Source organism: Prolixibacter sp. DSM 2831 (genome assembly GCF_056493735.1).
Map to the genome: position 1 here is coordinate 444906 of NZ_CM151379.1, position 22514 is coordinate 467419.

The 22514-nt window shown below is 46.6% G+C and carries 18 protein-coding genes; 14 read left to right on the top strand and 4 right to left on the bottom strand.

Features of this window, described 5'->3' with window-relative positions:
• The first annotated feature begins 5 nt into the window (after positions 1-5).
• Genes rsmH through AC060N_RS01890 form a run of 14 tightly spaced genes read left to right on the top strand, consistent with a single transcriptional unit; the run spans position 6 to position 16653 of the window.
• Positions 6-905, top strand: a complete 900-nt coding sequence (gene rsmH / locus AC060N_RS01825) for a 16S rRNA (cytosine(1402)-N(4))-methyltransferase RsmH (protein ID WP_106541332.1) — start codon at positions 6-8, stop codon at positions 903-905.
• Between the two features lie 2 nt (positions 906-907).
• Entirely contained in the window at positions 908-1255 is a 348-nt protein-coding gene (locus AC060N_RS01830; RefSeq protein ID WP_106541333.1) for an FtsL-like putative cell division protein, read from the top strand.
• A gap of 6 nt (positions 1256-1261) precedes the next feature.
• Positions 1262-3397, top strand: coding sequence for a penicillin-binding protein (locus AC060N_RS01835; RefSeq protein WP_479525634.1), 2136 nt, complete (start codon positions 1262-1264; stop codon positions 3395-3397).
• Positions 3398-4864: a UDP-N-acetylmuramoyl-L-alanyl-D-glutamate--2,6-diaminopimelate ligase gene (locus tag AC060N_RS01840; protein WP_479525635.1), complete on the top strand. Its 1467-nt coding sequence runs from the start codon at positions 3398-3400 to the stop codon at positions 4862-4864.
• Positions 4865-4870: 6 nt separating this feature from the next.
• Positions 4871-6121 carry a phospho-N-acetylmuramoyl-pentapeptide-transferase gene (gene mraY, locus AC060N_RS01845; RefSeq protein ID WP_106541336.1) on the top strand — a complete coding sequence of 417 codons (1251 nt, stop codon included), beginning with the start codon at positions 4871-4873 and terminating at the stop codon, positions 6119-6121.
• A 2-nt stretch (positions 6122-6123) separates the two neighbouring features.
• Positions 6124-7464, top strand: a complete 1341-nt coding sequence (murD, locus tag AC060N_RS01850; RefSeq protein ID WP_479525636.1) for a UDP-N-acetylmuramoyl-L-alanine--D-glutamate ligase — start codon at positions 6124-6126, stop codon at positions 7462-7464.
• A gap of 12 nt (positions 7465-7476) precedes the next feature.
• A complete protein-coding gene (locus AC060N_RS01855; protein WP_479525637.1) occupies positions 7477-8703 on the top strand; it encodes an FtsW/RodA/SpoVE family cell cycle protein in 1227 nt (408 codons plus the stop codon).
• 40 nt (positions 8704-8743) lie between these two features.
• On the top strand, positions 8744-9856 hold the full coding sequence (gene murG, locus AC060N_RS01860) for an undecaprenyldiphospho-muramoylpentapeptide beta-N-acetylglucosaminyltransferase (protein ID WP_479525638.1): 1113 nt from the start codon (positions 8744-8746) through the stop codon (positions 9854-9856).
• On the top strand, positions 9853-11238 hold the full coding sequence (gene murC / locus AC060N_RS01865; protein WP_479525639.1) for a UDP-N-acetylmuramate--L-alanine ligase: 1386 nt from the start codon (positions 9853-9855) through the stop codon (positions 11236-11238). The genes murG and murC overlap by 4 nt, the downstream gene beginning before the upstream one ends.
• Positions 11231-11983 carry a cell division protein FtsQ/DivIB gene (locus tag AC060N_RS01870; RefSeq protein ID WP_479525640.1) on the top strand — a complete coding sequence of 251 codons (753 nt, stop codon included), beginning with the start codon at positions 11231-11233 and terminating at the stop codon, positions 11981-11983. Before murC ends, AC060N_RS01870 begins: the two co-directional genes overlap by 8 nt.
• A gap of 6 nt (positions 11984-11989) precedes the next feature.
• Positions 11990-13330 (top strand): cell division protein FtsA, encoded by a 1341-nt coding sequence (gene ftsA, locus AC060N_RS01875; RefSeq protein WP_153641119.1) that lies wholly within the window; start codon positions 11990-11992, stop codon positions 13328-13330.
• A 33-nt stretch (positions 13331-13363) separates the two neighbouring features.
• Positions 13364-14716: a cell division protein FtsZ gene (ftsZ, locus tag AC060N_RS01880; protein WP_479525641.1), complete on the top strand. Its 1353-nt coding sequence runs from the start codon at positions 13364-13366 to the stop codon at positions 14714-14716.
• 38 nt (positions 14717-14754) lie between these two features.
• Positions 14755-16179, top strand: a complete 1425-nt coding sequence (gene ftsZ, locus AC060N_RS01885; RefSeq protein ID WP_463230252.1) for a cell division protein FtsZ — start codon at positions 14755-14757, stop codon at positions 16177-16179.
• Positions 16180-16203: 24 nt separating this feature from the next.
• A complete protein-coding gene (locus AC060N_RS01890) occupies positions 16204-16653 on the top strand; it encodes a GatB/YqeY domain-containing protein (RefSeq protein WP_479525642.1) in 450 nt (149 codons plus the stop codon).
• A 163-nt stretch (positions 16654-16816) separates the two neighbouring features.
• Here AC060N_RS01890 and AC060N_RS01895 read toward each other — a convergent pair whose 3' ends face one another.
• From AC060N_RS01895 to AC060N_RS01910, 4 genes are all read right to left on the bottom strand, one after another.
• Complete coding sequence (locus AC060N_RS01895; protein WP_479525643.1) at positions 16817-18925, bottom strand: peptidylprolyl isomerase; 2109 nt, start codon at positions 18923-18925, stop codon at positions 16817-16819.
• Positions 18926-19020: 95 nt separating this feature from the next.
• Positions 19021-20289: a hemolysin family protein gene (locus AC060N_RS01900; RefSeq protein WP_479525644.1), complete on the bottom strand. Its 1269-nt coding sequence runs from the start codon at positions 20287-20289 to the stop codon at positions 19021-19023.
• Positions 20290-20307: 18 nt separating this feature from the next.
• Complete coding sequence (gene lptC / locus AC060N_RS01905) at positions 20308-20919, bottom strand: LPS export ABC transporter periplasmic protein LptC (RefSeq protein ID WP_106541346.1); 612 nt, start codon at positions 20917-20919, stop codon at positions 20308-20310.
• Entirely contained in the window at positions 20891-22510 is a 1620-nt protein-coding gene (locus AC060N_RS01910) for a hypothetical protein (RefSeq protein WP_479525645.1), read from the bottom strand. Before AC060N_RS01910 ends, lptC begins: the two co-directional genes overlap by 29 nt.
• Positions 22511-22514 lie beyond the last annotated feature (4 nt).

Below are 22514 nucleotides of genomic sequence, written 5' to 3' on the forward strand. Positions count from 1 at the left end.
GAGTGATGAGTGAATACCATGTACCCGTGTTGTTGGATGCAAGTGTTGATGGTTTGGCGCTGAAACCGGGTGGCGTATATGTGGATGTGACGTTTGGCGGAGGAGGACACTCGCGCAGAATTCTGGAAAAACTGGAGGGCGGCAAGCTGCTGGCTTTCGACCAGGATGTGGACGCCCGGCAAAACCTCATTGATGACGATCGTCTCATATTTGTTCAGCATAATTTTCGGTTTCTGAAGAATTTCCTCCGCTACTACGGATTGGAGAAAGTGGATGGGATATTGGCCGATTTGGGCGTTTCGTCGCATGAATTCGATGAGGCAGATCGCGGTTTTTCCTTTCGCTTCGACGGAAAACTCGATATGCGGATGAATCAAACCGCTGAAAAAGATGCGGCATCGATTGTGAATGAGTATGAGGAGAGTGAGTTGATGCGAATTTTCAGAACCTACGGAGAAGTTAAAAATGCCAGAAGGTTGGTTTCATTAATCACAAATGCAAGATCAGAGGAGCCGGTTAATACGATTGGTCAGTTTCTGAAAGTGATTGAACCTTGTGTGCCGGCGAAAACTGAGAAAAAATACCTGGCGCAGGTATTTCAAGCGCTTCGAATTGAGGTAAACCGGGAGATGGATGTGCTGAGAGATTTTTTGGAAGCCATTCCTGAAGTGTTGAATCCCGGAGGTCGGTTCGTTGCCATCACATATCATTCGCTGGAAGACCGGATGGTGAAGAACTTTGTCAGGAGTGGCAAGGTAGAAGGAACGATTGAGAAGGACTTGTACGGAAATTATGAAGTCCCGGTGAAGGCGGTCAACCGGAAGCCGATTGTGCCGGATGAAGATGAGATAAACGATAATCCGCGGGCGCGAAGTGCCAAATTGCGGATTGCAGAAAGAATATAATTATGCCGGAAAAGAACAACCGAAAGAGATACCGAGTTTCGTTACGGACCATTTTGAATGGCCGTATCCTGGAAAGTGACTGGCTGAGGAGAAACCGGTTGTTGATTTTTGTCGTGGTGGTCATGTTGCTGGTTAATATCTCCATTCGGTATAAGTCGGAGAAAACCATTAGGCATATTACCGCCCTTCAGGATTCGCTGAAGGAATTGCGTTCTGAATCTGTTGCGGTGGCCGCGGAGCTGATGAAAATGAGCCGGCCTTCGGAAGTGATGGACCGAGTGGAGAAAAGTAACCTGGGGCTCGAGGTATCGAAGGAACCTCCCAGAAGATTGTATGTAGATAAAGAATAGTGGTGGATGGAAATCCGGAAAACCATACTAACCCGATTTAGCCTGTTTTACGTGGCTGCAATAATTTTTGCCCTCCTTCTGATGGGCAATATTTTTATTATTCAGCAGGATAAAAGCTGGGATCAGAAAGGTGAGCGGCTTGACGTAAAAGAGGTGACAATCCCGGCCCGGCGAGGTGATATTTGTGCCGACGACGGGAGGCCACTGGCTACATCGGTTCCTTATTATGAGTTGCGAATGGATTTAGCCGCGCCGGGTGTGAAAGAGGTCTTCAACGCGAAGGTTGATTCATTGGCTTATTGCCTGGCCCACTTTTTCAAGGATAAATCGGAAGCAGCTTACCGGCACGAATTGCGCTCAGCTTATCGTCAGGGAGCCCGCTATCATCTGATCAATCCACGAAAAGTGAATTACCTGGAGCTGCAAAAAATTGAAAAGTTCCCCATTTTCCGTCGCGGACGAAACCGGGGTGGCCTAATCGCCGAGCAGGAAAATCTTCGGGTTTACCCTTTTGGGAATATGGCTACTAGAACGCTGGGACGAATGAGTAGTACGGTGTATGGCGGAACCCACGGAAGCGTTGGCTACTACGGACTGGAAGAAGCGTACGAAAGCTACCTGAAAGGCGAAGACGGCCTTGCACTGAAACGGAACTTGTCGGGAAGATGGTTGTACGTGAGCAAGGAAGATCCGCAGGACGGTTACAACCTGATAACAACCATCAATGTCAATTTTCAGGATATGGTGATGCATGCCCTGAAGAAAGAGATGGTTGATAGTAGGGCAAAATATGGAACGGCTGTCCTGATGGATGTCAAAACCGGCGATATTAAGGCGATTGCAAATTACGGACGAGATGACAATGGCGATTTGGTTGAAGGCTATCAAAATTATGCCATCGGTAACTCCGGAAATGCTGAGCCGGGCTCGACTTTCAAGTTGGTCTCGCTGATGGCGGCGCTGGAAGATGGAAAAGTCGATACATCGACGATAGTGGACACCGGAAACGGTGTGTGGAAATATAAGGATCGTACAGTGTACGACAGTGACTGGCGGCATGGTGGACATGGAAAGATTACTATGAAGCAGGTCTTCGAGCTGTCGTCGAATGTTGGGGTCGCCAAAATCATTACCAAGGCTTATGCCGGTCACGAACGCGATTTCGTTGACCGGATTTATAGTTTTGGATTGAATCAGCCGGTCGATTTGGGGATTAAAGGAGAGGCGAAGCCGTTCATCAAGTATCCCGGTGGCGGCAATGGCTGGTCGGGAGTTACACTGGCCTGGATGTCGTTTGGGTATGAGCTGAAATTGACGCCGTTGCAGATGCTGACTTTTTATAATGCCGTTGCCAATAACGGACGGATGGTCGAGCCACGGTTGGTGCAGGCAATCGAGAGAAACGGACGTGAGGTCAAGGAATTTAAAACGAAGGTGATGAATCCGAAAATCTGTTCTTCCGAAACGCTTAATAAGGTGCACGATATGTTGCGCGGCGTCGTGGTGCGGGGAACGGCCAAATCGTTGAATACACCGGCGTACGAAATTGCGGGAAAAACAGGTACAGCCCAGGTGGCAAACCAAAGCGAAGGATACTTCCATGCTTCGGGACGGATTTACCAGGCGTCATTCGTGGGATATTTTCCGGCTGATAAACCGCGGTACTCGTGTATTGTGGTTATCAATGGTCCGAAAGGCGCTTATTACGGTGGCTCGGTAGCCGGCCCGGTTTTCCGCGAAATCTCGGACAACGTGTACGCCAGCGACCTGCGGATGCACGATGATTTGGATATTTCGGATTTCGCCGGAAAACAGGATTATCCCGGAGAAGTTTCGGGTAAACGAAAAGATTTGGAAGAGGTGCTGGATGATGCCGATTTGCTACACGGCTGGTTTCACGGTAGTAGCGAATGGGCCGAAATGGATACCACCAACCATGATGTGGAGCTGAATCCGTTGAAGGTTGTTCCGGGCGTGATGCCCAAGGTAACAGGCATGGGTGCTTCGGATGCTGTTTACATTTTGGAAAACCGGGGACTGCGTGTTTCTGTTTCCGGGCGTGGTAAAGTGCTGACGCAGTCAATACCGGCTGGAACGAAATACCAAACCGGGCAGTCGGTGAGATTAAGATTAGGAGAATAAATGAAGAATTTAAACGAAATATTATCGGGGTTAAGCGGGCTGGAAGTTTCCGGATTCACGGATATTCCGGTTGCCGGAGTTGCTTTCGATTCACGTAAAGTGGAACCGGGATTTTTGTTTGTTGCCGTACCCGGAACGCAGGTGGATGGCCATCAGTTTATCGAGAATGCCATCGCTGATGGAGCGGTAGCTATTATTTGTGAGCGTTTGCCGGAGAAGCAGAATCCGGATGTGGCATGGATTCAATGTGAAAATTCTGCCAGGGTGTTGGGTAAAGTTGCTTCTCGTTTTTATGGAGAACCATCGGCGCAAATGAAGGTGGTAGGCGTAACCGGGACAAATGGGAAAACCACCATCGCGACATTGTTGTATCAGCTTTTCGGAATGCTCGGTTACAAAACGGGTTTGCTTTCGACCATCTGCAATTATGTGGGGGATGAAAAGCGACCATCGACGCATACAACGCCCGATCCTGTTCAGATTCACGAGCTGATGGCCGAGATGGTGGAAGCCGGATGCAGTTATTGCTTCATGGAGGTGAGTTCGCACGCTATTCATCAGCAACGCATTGCTGGTATTCAGTTCGATGGGGGCATCTTCACAAATCTGACGCATGATCATCTGGACTATCACAAAACATTCATTGAATACCGGAATGCTAAGAAAATGTTTTTCGATGGACTGAGTAAAGAAGCATTCGCGTTGACCAACTCTGACGATAAGAATGGAATGGTGATGCTTCAGAATACGGATGCACAGAAACTAACCTATTCCATGCGTTCGCTCGCTGATTTTCGGGTGAAGGTACTCGAAAGTCATTTCGATGGTATGTTGTTGAGTGTAGACGGAACGGAAGTTTGGTCGCATTTTATCGGCAACTTCAATGCAATGAATTTGCTGGCTGTATATGGAACGGCTGTTTCGCTGGGAGCGGGAAAAGACGAGGTATTGCAGCAAATGAGTTTGCTGAAACCAGTGGATGGTCGATTTGAAATTATTCGTTCTCCGCTGGGTGTTTTCGCTATCGTCGATTATGCGCACACGCCGGATGCCTTGAAGAATGTGCTGTCGTCGATCAATGAAATTCGTACCCGGAATGAAACGCTTTTCACGGTAGTAGGAGCCGGTGGGAATCGCGACAAGACGAAGCGGCCCGAGATGGCCCAGGAAGCAGCTTCTGCCAGCGACCGTGTAATTCTGACGGCCGACAATCCGCGTTCGGAAGATCCGGAGGTAATTATTGCCGATATGATGACCGGTGTGGAGGCACATCAACGAAACAAAGTGTTGGCGATATCGAATCGGAAAGAGGCGATTCGCACAGCGGCCATGATGGCGCGGCCCGGCGATATTATCCTGGTGGCTGGTAAAGGACACGAAACGTACCAGGAAATTAAAGGAGTGAAACACCATTTTGATGATCGTGAAGTTATTCGGGAAATATTCGGTGTAACCGGACAAAACTAATTTAATATGCTCTATTACCTGTTTAAATATCTTGAATCGTTGAATTTCCCGGGTGCGGGGATGTTCGAGTATCTTTCGTTCCGGTCGGCCCTGGCGATCATCACCGCCCTGTTGTTTTCCACTTTCGTGGGAAAGAAAATCATCCGCATTCTGCAGCGCCAGCAAATTGGCGAGGAGATTCGCGACCTGGGTCTCGAGGGACAATTGCAAAAACGGGGAACACCGACCATGGGTGGAATTATTATCCTTTCGTCGTTGTTGGTGCCGGTGCTTTTGTTCGCCAAGCTTGACAACGTGTACATTCTGTTGATGATTATCACAACCGTGTGGCTTGGCTTCATCGGTTTTGTAGATGATTATATCAAAGTCTTTCTGAAAGATAAAGAAGGCCTTGCCGGCAAATTTAAGATTCTGGGACAGGTTTCACTGGGATTAATTGTAGCAGCTACGCTCTATTTCAGCAAGGACGTGGTCATCCGAGAGCGGGTAATGAATCCTGATGGAAAGGTAAAAACAGAAATTCTGGTGAACAGTATGACGGGTGAACAACAGGTCAGCCAGGTAACCCGCGATGTGAAATCGACTAAAACTACCATACCGTTTGTGAAGAATCACGAATTCAACTACAAATGGCTGGTTTGGTTCATGGGCAACAAAGCTTCCGAGTGGGGCTGGCTCGTTTATGCCCTGGTCATCATTTTTATTATAACTGCTGTGTCGAACGGGGCCAATCTTACCGATGGTCTGGATGGTCTCGCGACGGGGACTTCAGCGATAAGCGGTACAACGCTTGGGGTGTTTGCCTACCTCAGTGGTAACCTGATATATGCCGATTACTTGAATATTATGTATATACCACAGGTTGGTGAGCTGACCGTTTTTATGGCAGCCTTCATCGGTGCGGCTATCGGATTTTTGTGGTATAACTCTTTCCCGGCGCAGGTTTTCATGGGCGATACAGGAAGTCTGGCCATGGGAGGAATTCTGGCCGTGTTCGCCATCATCGTCCGGAAGGAAATTCTGATCCCGCTGTTGTGCGGTGTTTTCTTGGTCGAGAACCTGTCGGTAATGATCCAGGTAGCATATTTCAAGCATACGAAACGGAAATACGGTGAAGGGCGCAGGGTGTTCCTGATGTCGCCGCTTCATCATCATTATCAGAAAAAAGGCATTCCTGAAGCCAAAATCGTTACGCGGTTCTGGATTATCGGGATTTTACTGGCTGTACTGACCGTGGCAACATTGAAAATGCGTTAATCATGACCCCAAAAAAACTGGTCATATTAGGCGCAGGCGAGAGCGGGATTGGTTCTGCAATTCTCGGTCAGAAGAAAGGATTTGACGTGTTCGTTTCGGATAGCGGAACGATAAAAAATAAATACAAAAGCGTTCTTTACGAGAATGGAATCCGGTGGGAGGAAAAGCAGCATACTGAGACTGAAATCCTGTCGGCCGATTTGGTGATGAAAAGTCCGGGTATTCCCGAAAAGGTACCGTTAGTGCAAAAGCTAATGGAAAAAGGGGTTCCGGTCATTTCAGAAATTGAATTCGCCGGAAGGTATACGCAGGCAAAAACCATCTGTATTACCGGAAGCAACGGGAAAACAACGACTACCCTGCTCATTTACGATATGATGAAAAGGGCAGGATTGAATGTTGGGGTTGCCGGAAATATGGGAAAAAGCTTTGCATGGCAGGTCGCTGAAGAAGAATTCGACCTGTACGTGATTGAGCTTTCCAGCTTTCAGCTCGACGGAATGTATGAATTCCGGGCCGATGTGGCGATTCTGCTGAACATCACTCCCGATCATCTGGACCGTTACGATTATAACATGCAGAATTACGTGAATTCGAAGTTCCGCATTTTGCAAAACCAGCGGCCGGAGGACTATTTCATCTATTGTGCCGATGATGAGAACATCACTTCCGAGATTGAGGATCGGGATATTCACGCACAGATGATTCCATTTTCCATTCAAAATAAATTGGCCTTCGGGGCCTGGATTGAAGACAACGAACTAAAAGTTAGCATTAATCATAATTCATTCGCAATGTCCATATTCGATTTGGCTTTACAAGGAAAACACAACATGTACAACTCTATGGCGGCAGGTTTGTCGGGAGTCGTTTTCCGGTTACGAAAAGAGAAGATTCGCCAGTGTCTCACCGACTTTCAGGGAGTGGAACACCGGCTCGAACGCTTCATCAGGGTACATGGTATCGAATTCATCAACGATTCGAAGGCCACCAACATCAACTCAACCTGGTATGCGCTGGAAAGCATGAATACGCAGGTCGTATGGATTGTTGGCGGAGTTGATAAAGGCAACGATTATTCGATGCTCTACGATTTGGTCAAGGCCAAAGTAAAAGCCATTGTTTGCCTCGGAAAAGACAACCGGAAAATTGTCGATGCATTCAGCGGTATGGTAAAAGACGTTATCGACACGGATAGCATGGAAGAAGCGGTTCGGAATGCATATTTCCTGGCTGGCGAAGGCGACACAGTGTTGTTGTCTCCGGCTTGTGCCAGTTTCGACCTGTTTCAGAATTATGAAGAACGCGGCCAGATGTTCAAACAGGCCGTACGAAACCTTTAACCGGATTGAAAGATGGGATTTGGCGTTTACCGGAAATATTTCAAAGGCGATAACATCATCTGGGCAGTGCTGGTAGCACTCTCCATTGCTTCCATGCTGATTATCTACAGCTCAACGGGGGCACTGGCTTTTCGTGTGGCGGGCGGAAACACTGCCCACTACCTGATTCGCCAGACATTGATGCACTTGCTGGGATTTGGAATTATCCTGGTAATGGTCAATATCATTCCCATTAAGTTTTACAATCGGACTGCGAATTTAGGTATGCTAACAGCGTTCTTTTTCATCATTATGGGATTGGTTTTTGGCCGGGCCAGTGGTGGAACAGGGCGTACTTTGCCACTTGGATTTATCACTTTCCAGCCAGCTGAGTTGGCGAAAGTGGCGCTGGTTATCTGGGTGTCCCGTATTCTGGCGAACAACCAGACCAGCAAGGAGAGCCTGAAAAAAGCCTTTGGCAAAACATTGTTGGGGGCAGCTGCCATTTGTGCCCCGATTGCCGTGGCAGACTTTTCAACTGCCGGCTTGATTTTTACAACAGTGGTCATCATGATGTTTGTTGGGCGGGTGCCTTTCAAGTACATGATACTGCTTGCTATGGCCGGAGTTGCTTTGGTGGCCATCCTGTATTTCATCGCTCCTCACCTTCCCGATGGAGGTCGGTCAGGACGTATCAAAACAGTGCGTGCTCGTATTGAACGGTACATACATGGCGATAAACGGTCGGAAAAGGGATTGACGCAGGCAGACTTTGCAAAAATTGCCATTCATCGTGGTGGTTTTGGTGGTGTAGGTACCGGGAATAGCACGGTGAGTAACTTTATGAGTGCGGCCTATAACGACTTTGTTTATTCCATTATTATTGAGGAATATGGAATGTTTGGTGGAGGAGTCATTCTGTTGTTTTACATCATGTTGCTGACGAGGGGAGGAATTTTGCTGAAGAAGAGTAACCGGACGTTCCCGGCTTTTCTGGCTACCGGAATAACAGTGCTGCTGTTTATGCAGGCCATGATCAATATGGGGGTGTCGGTGGGGATTTTGCCCGTAACCGGACAGCCGTTGCCTTGGATAAGCTGGGGAGGAACATCACAGCTGTTTACGGCCATTGCTTTTGGACTATTGCTGAGCGTAAGCTCCCAAAATAACAAAGAACGTCGTGAGGAGATTGAGCACAAGTTCCACTCGACGGAAGATTTGCCCGATGAGGATGTGCAGTTGAAAGAAGAAACGATTTAACTGTTTTCTGTCGGGAATAAGTTTTTTGAATCAGAAGAAAATGAAAACATACAAATTCATCATTAGTGGAGGCGGAACCGGAGGTCATATTTTTCCGGCTATTTCCATTGCCGACGGTCTGAAGCAACAGTATCCGGATTGTGAGATTTTGTTCGTTGGCGCAGAACATAAGATGGAGATGGAGAAAGTTCCGGCGGCTGGTTATGCTATTGAAGGATTGCCTGTAGCAGGTTTTCACCGCGGCGAAATTTGGCGGAACCTGTCGTTTCCGTTCAAGTTGCTTCGTTCGATGATGAAAGCCCGTAAAATCGTTACTTCTTTTCGCCCTGATTGTGTCGTCGGAGTAGGTGGTTATGCCAGCGGCCCGGTGCTCAGGGTTGCTACTAACAAAGGATTGCCAACGGTTATCCAGGAACAGAATTCTTTTGCGGGTGTGACCAACAAAATTCTGGCGAAGAAAGTCGATAAGATTTGTGTGGCTTACGATAAAATGGAGCGCTTCTTCCCGGCCGGGAAGATTGTTTTCACCGGAAATCCGATACGAAGCAACCTGCTTGAAGGGCAGAAGAATATTGAGGAGGCGCGGAAATTTTTCCAGTTGGAAGAAAACAAACCGGTTCTGTTGATTGTCGGTGGAAGTTTGGGAGCCCGTTCCATCAACGACAGTTTGCTGGCGCAGTTTGATGCATTGAAAGATTCCGGTATTCAGGTGATCTGGCAAACCGGGAAATTCTATTATAAAACCATCAGCGAAAAGCTGGAAGGAAAACTTCCCGGCCACATTCACCTGATGGAATTCATTCCACGAATGGATTTGGCTTATGCTGTGGCCGATTTGGTCATCTCACGGGCCGGAGCGGGAACGATATCTGAACTTTGTCTGGTAGGCAAACCATCCATTCTGGTTCCGTCGCCTAACGTGGCAGAGGATCACCAGACCCGAAACGCCATGGCGTTGGTAGAAAAAGAAGCGGCCGTATTGGTCAAAGACAGCGAAGCAAAAGAGAAGCTGGTTCCTGAGGCTTTGAAGTTGATCACTGATAAGCTCCAGTTGGAGAAACTGGCAGCGAACAGTACAAAAATGGCTTTGCCCAATGCGACCCGCGATATTGTAGAGGTTATTGCTGAATTGCTCGAAAAAAGAGAGTCATGAATCTGGAGAAGGTACATAGGGTTTATCTGCTGGGTATCGGCGGCATCGGGATGAGTGCCCTGGCGCGCTATTTCCGTTTTCACGGAATGCGCGTGGAAGGTTACGACCGCACCGAAACGGAGCTGACCCGCGAGTTGGAAGAGGAGGGAATTTACGTTCACTACGAGGCCGACTTGAAATATGTACCACCATTTAACGCATTGGATAATACGCTGGTGATTTATACGCCGGCCATCCCGGAGTCAAACATCGAGTTACAGTTCTTCCGAAAAACCGGAACGGCGATATACAAACGTTCTCAGGTGTTAGGCATCATTGCCGCCGAGAGTCAGTGTATCGCGGTAAGCGGAACACATGGCAAAACATCGGTGACAACCATGACGGCTCATTTGCTGCATCAGTCAACAGTTGGTTGTACATCCTTTATGGGAGGAATTTCGAGGAATTACCATACCAACCTCATCCTTCCCGAAAAGGAAACCAATGTGGTGGTCGCTGAAGCTGATGAGTTCGATCGGTCCTTTTTACGGTTGTTCCCGCAAAGGGCAGTGATTACCTCAATCGATCCGGATCACCTGGATATCTACGGTGACTTTTCGCATCTGCTCGATGCGTTCAAAAGTTTTGTCGGGCAGGTGAACAAAGGCGGCGAGGTATTGTACAAAAAGGGACTTCCGGTAGAGACCACCTGGAATGAGGAGGCTAAGTTCTACACGTATTCCATTAAAGGGAAAGCCGATTTTTATGGGACGAATATCCGGGTGGAAGACGGAGCCTATCATTTTGATTTGGTGACACCTTTCGGTGAATTTGCCGATTTGCGACTGGCTTACCCGGGACTGATGAATGTGGAGAACGCGGTGGCCGCTTGCGGATTGGCTTTGCTTTCCGGTGTGACCGGTGATGAAATTCGGGAAGCGTTAGCCAGCTATGTGGGTGTTGTTCGTCGTTTCGATATTCGTTTTCGCGGAAAGAAGGTGGTATACATAGACGATTACGCGCATCATCCGAAAGAGCTGGAGGCGACGATTCATTCGGTTCAGGATATGTTTCCCGATAGGAAGGTAACGGGCATTTTTCAGCCACACCTCTATTCCCGGACACGGGATTTGGCAGAAGACTTCGCCGCAAGTTTGAGTTTGCTGGACGAATTGATTCTGTTGGATATATATCCTTCAAGGGAAGAACCGATTCCCGGCGTGGATTCGGGATTAATACTGGAAAAAGTAACCGTAAAAGATAAAATGCTTTGCCACAAAGAGGATTTACCCGAAGTAGTTGAAAAGCTCGACACAGATGTTTTGCTGACGCTGGGCGCCGGCGATATCGACCAGTGGGTAGAACCGATTGTGGAGGTATTGAAGAAGAAAGAAGATGTTTAAGAAGTTTCTGCATATCATTCTGTGGGGAGCGGCTATTGTGCTCATTGTGTTTTCGCTGGGGTTTTCCGCACGAAAATACAAGCAGACGCGTTGTGTCGGGCTGGTGGTCGATGTGAGTGATTCGGCTCAGTACCGGTTCATCGACAACGATGATGTGGAGAAGTGGATTCAAAAGAAATATAACGGGGTTTTTGGTAAACGGCTCGATTCCATCAACACGCGAACGATTGAAGATGGTTTGGAGAAATTGCAGGCCATCGGCAAGGCCCAGGTATATACGACATTGTCGAGCAATACAGGAGACAAAGGCGGATCGCTGGTTGTTCATATCGAGCAGCGTCGCCCTATTTTCAGAGTGTTTACCAGTGGTCTGGATTACTATATGGACAAAGAAGGAAACGTGATGAACTGGACGCCAAAATATACGGCAAGGGTTATCCTGGTGGGCGGTTCGGTTACCCGGAAATTTGCCAAAGAGACCTTGGTTCCGTTGGTGTCGTATATCGATTCGGATGATTTTCTGAAAGCTCAGATTGACCAGATTTATGTGGATGATGACCGTGATTTAACCCTGATCCCACGAATTGGTGAGCAACGAATTGAATTTGGAAAAGCCGATGATTGCCGGATTAAGTTCAGGAATCTGAAGGCGCTATATACTGAAGGTTTTCGACATGGAGGATGGTCGAAATACAAAACCATTAACCTCAAATACAGAAATCAGATAGTGTGCACAAAAAAATAACTTCCTATGAGTTCAATGAAAGAAATGACCGCTGCAGTAGATATAGGTACTGCGAAAACGACTGCCATCATTGGTCGCTATACCATTGATCGGAAACTGGAGGTCGTTGGCTATGGAAGTACGGATACCCGCGGTGTCAGAAATGGCGTTGTGGTGAATATTGAAGAAGCCGGACAATCAATACGGGAAGCGGTGGATGTGGCTTGTCGCGGATTGAAACTGAAAGTTCGCAGCATTTATGCCGGTTTGTCGGGACAGAAAATTCGTACCCGGTCGGCCAGCGGCTACCGGATGATTGATAAGGACGGTGAAGTAACCCGTGAGCTGGTGTCATCGTTGTACGAAGAAGTGGGCCGTTACTCCCTTCAGCCGGGAGAGAAAATATTTCATGTAGTTCCCCAGGAATTCATTGTTGACGGAGAAATGGGAATTCAGCAGCCTGTTGGGATGGCCGGTAATCGCATTGATGCCATGTTCAACCTGATTCTGGCTCCAGATTCTTACCGCATCAATCTTCGCCGTTGTGCTGAAAAAGCTGGTTTCGAGCTGGCCGGTGTATTTGTCAATCCTTTTGTGCAGGGAGAGGCTTATCTCACCGAAGACGAGAAAGAAGCCGGTGTTGTTTTAGTCGATTTTGGTGCCGGAACGACCGGCGTTTCAGTATACTATGAGAACAGACTCCGACTGGCCGCAGAACTGCCTTTTGGTGGCGCTGTGGTTACCCGCGATATCAAGGAGGGATGTAACATTATTGCCCGGCACGCTGAGCTTTTAAAGGTACAGTTTGGACGAGCACTGGCAGAGCTGGCACCCGACAATAAAGTGGTTCAGATTCCCGAATCGGACGGGTGGCCCGCCAAAGAAGTGAGTTTCAAGAATCTTTCTCATATCATTCAGGCCCGGATGGAAGAGATTCTGGAAGGCATTAGTTATCAGATTGAGTCAACGGGCCTGATGCATAAGCTTGGGGCAGGAATCGTGATAACCGGAGGTGGTGCTGGAATGGCCGATATGGAGAAGCTCATCAGCTTTAAAACCGGTCTGGATGTTCGTTTTGGACGTCCGGTGATTCCGATGAAAGAACTGCTTTTTGCTGAACAGGTCAATGGCCCGGAAGCGGCTAATATACTTGGCTTGTTGGTGAAGGGATTGAAAAAGCGTGAAGGAATGCGCAACGTCGATGCGATGGTTATTCATGAAGACGAAGAAGAGGAAAGACCGACTAACCATCGTCAGCAACACAAACAGAATGGAGGCAGCTTTAAAGGCGTCTTCAACAATCTGTTTGAAAAAGCCCGGGATGGTCTCGGAAACCTGATCTCGGATGAAGATATGGAAATGAACTAGACTACGAGGTAAAACAACCAAAAGCAATACGGTATGTCATCAGAAGAAGATCTGCTCAATTTTGGTTTTAAGCATAACCAGGATTCCATTATTAAGGTCATAGGTGTTGGTGGAGGCGGTGGAAACGCGCTGAACTACATGTACCGGAATGGAATCAGCGGCGTCGATTTCATCATTTGTAACACCGATGCGCAGGCGCTGGAGAATAGTCCTGTTCCCGTAAAGGTTCAGCTGGGAGTCTCGCTGACCGAGGGCCGAGGTGCTGGTAACAAGCCCGAACAAGGTGAGCAGGCCGCCATCGAAAACCTGGCTGATATCCGGAAGGTGCTGGCGAACAATACCCGGATGGTGTTTATTACTGCCGGGATGGGCGGCGGAACCGGAACAGGTGCTGCCCCGGTAATAGCTCAGCTGGCCCGCGAAATGGATATTCTGACGATTGCGGTCGTGACGCTTCCATCGGAAAAAGAGGGAAAGCGGCGTTTCGATCAGGCGATGGCCGGGGTGAACAAGCTGAAGAAATTTGTCGACAGCTTGTTGGTGATCAGCAATGAGAATCTGCATAAAATTTATGGTGATCTACCAGCATCTAAGGCTTTTGCCCAGGCGGACAATATTCTGGCGACAGCCGTGAAAGGTTGCGCTGAGATTATCACCCTTCACGGTAATATCAACATTGACTTTGCCGATGTGAATACCGTGATGCGCGGCAGTGGTGTTTTCATCATGGGGTCGGGGATTGCCGATGGCGAAGATCGGGCCATGCGCGCGGTGAAGGAAGCACTGATTTCTCCGCTTCTGGATAGCAATGACATTTACGGAACGGAAAATATACTACTGAATATTACTTCCGGGGACGAGGAAATCCTGATGGGTGAGATTGGACAGATTATCGATTACCTGCAGGATGCTGCTGGTGATGACGCCAATATTATCTGGGGTAATGGTCGTGATGAAAAACTGGGTTCCAAGATTTGTGTGACACTGATTGCTACCGGTTTCCAAACCAATCCGAATCGTCGGATGGCTCCGGAACAGGAACCGACAAAAGTTTCGTTGCAGGATGCAAAAAATGAATCCACCAGAGAGGAGATGAAACTTCCGCTTATCGAAGAGAAGCATATAGAGACTGAAGAGAAAATCTATGAACCGGCGTCGCGGCAGAAGAGCTACCTCGATGAAGATGATCTTCAGGTAGAAAATGATTTTCGGGAAGAACCGCAGAGACCTTCTTACCAGAAGAAGAATCAGCGGAAAAAGAGCGAGGAGAAAAAGCATCGCAGCAAAAAAGAGAAGGAAGAAGTGACAGCAGAGCCCATAACCAATTGGTTTGTCAAGCAGTTCAACACGTTCTTCAGTGACAACGATATGGAAATGGATGAATAATATTTGAATTGGGTAGAATTAAACTAAAAGAGTGAGATATGGCCGAACTGATGAATTTTGAATTGCCGGAGAAGCAGAATTGCATCATTAAGGTAATAGGTGTTGGAGGAGGCGGTGGAAATGCGGTCAACCACATGTTCCGGGAAGGGATAAAAGATGTAGATTTTGCCGTTTGTAATACCGATGCACAAGCATTAGGTAGCAGTCCGGTACCCACACAGGTACAACTGGGTGCTTCGCTGACCGAAGGACGTGGTGCGGGAAATAAACCCGATGTCGGGCGTGAAGCTGCCCGGGAGAATATAAAAGAGGTGGAAGAGATTCTTTCCCATGGTACCAAAATGGTCTTCATTACCGCCGGAATGGGCGGAGGTACAGGTACCGGTGCGGCTCCGGTAATTGCCGAAGCGGCCCGGAAGCTGAATTTACTGACGGTTGGTATTGTGACGATTCCTTTCCGCAATGAGGGGAGAAGACGTATTGAGCAGGCCATAAAAGGCATTCGGGAAATGGAAGGCAATGTAGATTCGTTGCTGGTCATTAACAACGAGCGAATCCGTGAGATGTATGGTGATTTTCCTATTTCGAAAGCCTTCTCCAAAGCCGATGATGTGTTGGCCATTGCCGCCAAAGGAATTGCTGAAATTATCACGTATCACGGTTTTATCAATGTGGACTTCGAAGATGTAAAAACGGTGATGAAAGAGTCGGGTGTTGCCGTAATGGGGTCATTCCGGGCAACCGGAGAAGAGAGAGCTTTAAGAGCGGCTCAGGGAGCTTTGAATTCGCCGTTGCTGAATAATAATGACATTAGGGGCGCACGCAATATTCTGGTGAATATTACTTCCGGCGACAAGCAAGAGGTGACGATGGACGAGATGAACCTGATCAACGAATATGTGCAGGAAAAAGCCGGGAATTCAGCTGATTTGATTTATGGTGTAGCTATCGAACCATCGTTGGAAGATTCTATTTCGGTGACGGTGATTGCTACCGGATTTAAAACGAGCTCGATTCCTGAGTTGAGGACTGATAAGAAAGAACCAGCTGAAAAAGTTTCCTTGCGGGACGAAAAGGAAAAAGTACCTACCAATATTACTGGTCAGGTAGGATTGTCGGATGATGATAAGGATTTGAAGAAATCAAGCACCCCGGTTTTTGAAGGTGAACCGGAAGATGAGTTCGCGCCGTTATATGGACCTTCTCAGAAGGAAAAAAAGCCCGGAAACAGCCGTGTCGAGGAGCAACGTAAGCAAGTAATGCAGGTCGATTTTTCTACGCTTTCTGATGATGAGATTGACAAGATAAGTAACGAGCCTGCCTATGTGCGCCGAATGATGCGCCTGGAGAATGAGAAGAAGAGAAAGGCGGCCGAGGTTTCCCGGTTTTCGCTTTCGGATAATAAAGATGAAGGGCCCAAGCTGCGGCGAAACAACTCTTTCTTACATGACAAAGCTGATTAATTAACGCATTAATACCCAATAATCATGAGTTTGTTCGATCAAATCAATGCCGATATCAAGGCGGCTATGCTTGCCCGCGAGAAGGCGAAGCTGGAAGCTTTGCGGAACATAAAAAAAGTACTCCTTGAAGCCAAAACTGCAAAAGCAGGACAGGAAGAACTGTCGGATGATGTTGCTTTGAAAGCCATTGCCAAGTTGGCTAAGCAGGGAAAAGATTCTGCCGAAATCTACAAAGGACAGAATCGGCAAGACCTGTATGACCAGGAAATGGAGCAGGTGAAAGTGTTTGAAGCTTATCTTCCGTCGAAGATGAGCGATGAGGAATTGACGGCTGCTGTGAAGGAAATTATCGCTGAACTTGGTGCTGAATCGATGAAAGACATGGGAAAAGTTATGGGAGCTGCGAATGCGAAGCTGGCTGGACGTGCTGAAGGAAAAGATATTGCGACTAAAGTGAAAAGTCTGCTTTCCTGATGATTGTCAGCCATCGTCTGTTTTATTAACCATACCTTTCTTTCCTCTGGGAATCGTAGTTTCGCAGCTTTTTTATCCCGGAGTTGATAAAAAGAAAACCCCGCAAGTGATTGCGGGGTTTTCTTTTATATCTCTTTTTTCCGGTTGTCCGGAAGAAATCTCATTAATAGAATTTCGACCGTTTGTCAACGATGTCAGATTCTTTCTTCAGTGTTTCGAAAGCCTGTGTATTTGCCTGGTAGCTCTGAGTCATCATCATCTGAGCTTTGTCTCCGGCAACGTCAGTATCCGTACCCTGCTTAATATTGGTCACTTCCAGCATATACACGCCGTTGTTACCTTTAATTGGATTCGAAACTTTGTGCAGACCAAGTGTGGTAGCTGCTCCGATGACTGCAGGTTCAACACCGGCACCCGGAACTGAATATGAATTGAAGGTCAGGTTCTGAGCCTGTTTCTCGTTCACATTTAATGCAGCTGCTAACGCTACCAGGTTGGATTTGCCTTCCATTTGCTTAGCGATGTAGTCACCTTTCATCTGCTTCCTTACGGCGAGTTCAACACGGTCTTTTACAGCTGAGAAAGGAGCGATACCTTTTTCCTGGATTCCGGTAACTACAGCGATAACAAAATTGTCGCCCAGTTCGAAGATTGGTGTTCCTTCGTAGCTGACAACAAGTTTACCAACGTCCGAATTGTTAAACGCAGAGCGAATCAGGATACGGGCATCTTTGAGGCCATTGATGTTTTGCTGGTCCTCTTTGATAGTTGCATATCGTTTATCCAGTCCTTCTTTGGCAACAGCCTTGTTAAACGCATCTTCTGTTTGGTTCTCTCCAGCGAATTTCGAAGCCGTGGAGTAAACATTCTGGTAAGTCTGGCTACTTGGCTCAATCTTACGACTGATGGTGGCCAACTGAACGTTTGGAGCTGTTTTTCCGCGTTTGGTAACCTGAAGCAGGTGAATACCATACTGCGTTTTTACCTCTTTTACTTCATTCACTTTGGCTGAGAAAGCTGCATCATTAAATGCTTTCACCATTGTTCCACGACGGAACCAACCAAGGTCACCGCCATTGTTAGCAGACCCCGGGTCCTGTGAGTATTTCTCTGCCAGTGTAGCGAAGTTGGCACCTTTCTGAATCAATGTTTTCAAACTGTCGGCCAAAGCCTGTGCTTTAGGCGCGTCAGCCTGACTGGTAACGCGAATCAGAATATGACGTGCTCTGACTGAATCGGGAAGATTTTCAAATTTCTCGATTTTGGTCAGTTTCCAGGTTTCGCCCTCTTTATACGGACCGTAGATATCACCTACTTTTCCGCTGAAAGCGAAATCACCCAGTTCAGGCGACAATTCATCTTTCTTGTAAAAGGAATCATCGAACGGAACATCGGAATTGACATTGACAAATGCCACATCATCGTTGGCACTGGCAAACTCACTTTTGATTTTCTCAATCCACTGGTGAGTACTTGTCTTATCAGCTTCCGAAGGTTCTACCGGGAAAACTACATATTCGATCCGGCGCGCAGCATCCTGCTTGTACAGTTCCTGATGATTGTTGTAGTAGGTCTGCATTGCAGCATCGGATACAGTGATAGCACTATCGGGTACGGATGCGTATGTTTTTGCAATAAAATTGATGTCAACCTGATGATTTTTGTTGGCTACATCTTGCTTCGCTTCTCCGGTGGTAACATAAAGTCCCTTCGATACCAAATCGTTGTACTTGGTGAATTCGCGTTGCGAAACAATTTGTTTTTCCATAAACAGCCAATACGCTTTCTGTTGTGCCGTTCCATTCGTTTCCAGATGTTTCAGGAATTGAAGGACAGCCGAACGGTTTACCTGACCGGTCTGCGGATCGCGGAAAAGCTGTTGAACAATGGGACTAATGTTGTTTCCCTGAACCATATCGAAAAGTTCATCAGAACTTACACCAATTCCCAGGTCTTTATAAATACCGGTCATCACGTAATGACGGACCATGTTTTGCCAGGTTTGCTCACGAAGCTGCTCCAACGTTTTTTGATCAACAGAATTCGTTCCCGAATTCATCTTGTAAATCTCGGTCAGTTCGTCAAGTTTCTGCTGGAACTCTTTGTAGTCGATACTTTTTCCGGCAATCTCAGCAATTTCCATCTGTTTTCCCCGCAAAAGCGAACGTCCGGAACGAAGCATATCGCCCAGAATGAACGCCAACAGAGCCAAACCAATAATTACTGCAACCAGAACACCAGCCTGGTTCCTAATTTTCTGTAATGTTGCCATTAATGTTCAGGTTATTTATTTAAATCTTTTGTTTAATTCTTTGGGCTACGAAGATAATAATTTTAGAGTACCCATCGCTTTTGATGGAATCAAAATTACGTGTTATCCAATATTTTCAGTTCAATGAGTTCAATTCTCGTCTTGGATCCTCTTAATACTTTAAACTGAAATTTGTCGATGTCTATAATGGTATTCATAGTGGGAATACTTCCGTACTGATGAAGAATGTATCCGGCAATGGTTTCGTAGTTGTCGTCAACCGGTAGACCCAGGAAATATTTTTCGTTGATCTGATCGATTTTCATTCGTCCCGAAAAAATATAATGCTTGTCGTCAATCTTGCGCTCGACCAACTCTACCGTATCGTGCTCATCTTCAATTTCTCCAAAAATTTCTTCCAAAATATCTTCGGTGGTGACGATGCCGGCGGTTCCTCCAAACTCGTCAACCACGACGGCCAGACTTTTGTGCTCATGCAGAAATTTTGTTAACAGCTTGCTGGCTTCCATGGTTTCGGGTACAAAAATGACCTTTCGGAGAGAAGTTTTAATGTTTTCCTGATTATGAAAGAGGTCCGATGAATGGAAGTAGCCGATGATGTTATCGATGCTTTCGTTGAAAACAATGATTTTGGAAAAACCTGTTTCGATGAAACGCTGGCGCAGATCATCCATGGGGGTATCAACTTCTACTGCTTCAATTTCAGGTCGTGGCACAAGGCATTCTCTTAATTTTACTTTCGAAAAATCGAGTGCATTTTTGAATAGCTTGATTTCATTTTCAACCGTTTCGGAAACTTCCCCTGCCGAAGCTTCGCTTTCGCCGATGAATTTATTCAGATCGACCCGGCCAAATACCAATTGCTCCTGCTCTTGTACAATTTCTGTTTTGAATACTTTCCTGAGCAGCAACCTGGATATTTCCATGGTGAACCAGGTGATCGGATAGAAGAGGAGGTAAAAAATACCTACCGGGATGGCGAAAATATTCAGGGCAAGGTTCGGTTTTAAACGAAAAAGCGTTTTAGGCAGAAATTCCGCCACAAAGAGAATAACGAGGGTCGAGAGGAGTGTCTGAGTGATTAGCGAAAGCGTGTCGTTGGTAACAATGGGAGTGACGATGGGGTCCAGCATTTTGGCAAATGCGATACCATAAACAACCAGCGCCACGTTGTTGCCAAGAAGCATTGTTGCGATGTAATGCCCTGGTTTCCGGGTGTACAGAGTGAGTAACCTGCTGTTTAAAAAGTTCCTGTTTTTTTCTAACTCAAGGCGTAGTTTATCGGAAGATACAAATGCCATTTCCATCCCGGAAAAAAAGGCGGAAGCGGCAAGTGTTCCAAATATGATTAGAAAAACGTTCATGTTTGGCAGGTTCAGCAATTATTGATCTTCGTTTACGTAAAGGGTTCCTTTCGGTTGAAGAATTTTCCAGTTTTTTAAATTTTCATCCGACTCGAGACCGATGCCGGTAATTACCTGATCGCTCCGGATGATGCGCACATATTTATCCGAGAAGATACGTTTTTCCTTTTGCAACCAAGTCAGTTTTTCGGTCTTCAACGTATCCCCATCAGCATTCACTGCCACCACATTACCAATAGCCACCCATTTTTGCTCTTTCTCGAAGTGTTTGCCGTAGTTGGCGGAAATGCCGGAAGTAATCTTCTCGTTCTTATCGAACTCAACAATATGAAAGCCGTCAGGAAATTCGGTGTAAGGTTCTTTTTTATTGTCGTACTGAAGCAAACGCGGGGTTGTCAGTCGGTAACGCACCACGCCCGAGTCAGTGTAAGTCATCTCGAAATTGTTGGCATCAACTGTCGGTAATTCCTCCTGCTCGATCAGTTTTGACGGGAGGTCAGCTTCAACCTTAGACTGACAAGACAAAAGAAGCATTGCTGCTCCTAATGAAAGGGCAGCAATGCTTGACTTAATCAGTATTTTAAATTTATATGCCGTAGTATTAACGGAGTCGTACTTTTGTTGTTTCATTAATCCAGCCTCCTACTTTGTAAGTATCTCCGGCATTGTATCCCTGGAAGAAAGCATTCTCCTTATTTGGGAAATATTGTTTGTAAATGTTGATATTCTTATTGGCTTCAACTGCAACTGACGGGTCTACCGCTTTTGCTTTTTCGAAGTAATCAACAGCCAATACAAATACCATTGCTTTTTCGAAATCCTTATCGCTGAAAGTTTTTGCTGAAGCTGCATAAATGCTTCCCATCAACAGGTAAGGTTTACCATTGTTCGGCTCCAGTTTGATTGCTTCGCGAGCATCATTCCGTGCAGCCTGGTATTGTTTCTGGCTCAGCTCAACAGTACCCAGTTCGTACAGGTCAAGTGCTTTTTGTTTCGCATCTTTTTCCAGCGAGATAGCCTCTTTGTAATACTTTATGGCTTTGGCAAAGTCCTCTGTTTTGATGTACAAACGTGCCATTGAGAATGCAGACTGTGCAGACGGCTCCAGTTGGTAAAGCTTATCGGCTGCATTTTCGTAAAGCTTGCTGTCGGTACAGTTTTCACTGTTCAACAAATACAGCATCTTGCGCAGCATGTCAACATCATTCGGATTTTTCTCGAATTTCGGCGTATACAGCTTGATCAGGGTTTCGCAATCGGCAGCACCTGAGTTTTCGAAGATGGTATTAATATTATCCGCAGCTATCTGGTATGCCTTGTCGTTGGGGTCTTTAGCGAGATTTGCATTGGCTACAGCCAACGTTTTATCATATACCTCCATCACTTTATCCGATTGGAATTCACCGGTTTTGAAAAGAACGGAAGTACCTTGCATCAACTGAACCAGCACCGCTGCTTCTGTTTTATTACCCTGCAGCTCCAATGACTGTTGCAACCAATCGTAACCTGTTTTGTAGATTTCATTCAATTGATCGTCTGTTAGTTGATCTGCGTGCTCGAGTTTGTATTTCAGGTATGTAGTGGCTTTACGTCCCAACAGGAATCCTTTGTCATCGAAGTATTTCATTCGCTTGTCGTAGATAGACAGCAACTTGTCAAGCAAAGCCGGTTTTTCTGAATCGGAGGCCTTGGAAAGCATATCCTCGTACATCTTAATACCTACAATGTAGACATTGACAGATGATTTCGGATACTTCTTGTAAATATGTTCCCATGGCTTCAGAGCCGATTTATAGTCTTTCATCTGATAGAACTGGTCATACAATGAGTAGCTACTCATGTAATCTTTGTCCTTGGCTTTAATCAGCTGTGACTGGGTACGAAGGTCAACTCCGGCTTCATTTTCTTCTGTTTTGTCCGGCTTCTTACCGATGTACATGTTGATGACATCTTTATTGTTTCCTTCGATGTCCAGTTTTTCTTCGCCGGCAGGATAACTGAATTTCAGATATTTGGTCTTGTCACTTATCTGCAGTTTGTATTTGCCGTCAAAACTTGTAAAAAATGAATCGTTTGTACGGTTGGCAGTAACAGTAACACCTGCAGCGGGTTTACCATCAATATATACCGTACCAGTAACCGTTCGCTGTGCCATTGCGCCAGCGATTCCCAACGTGTAGGTCAGGATGAGTACTAAAGCTGTTCTGATAATCGTCTTCATATCC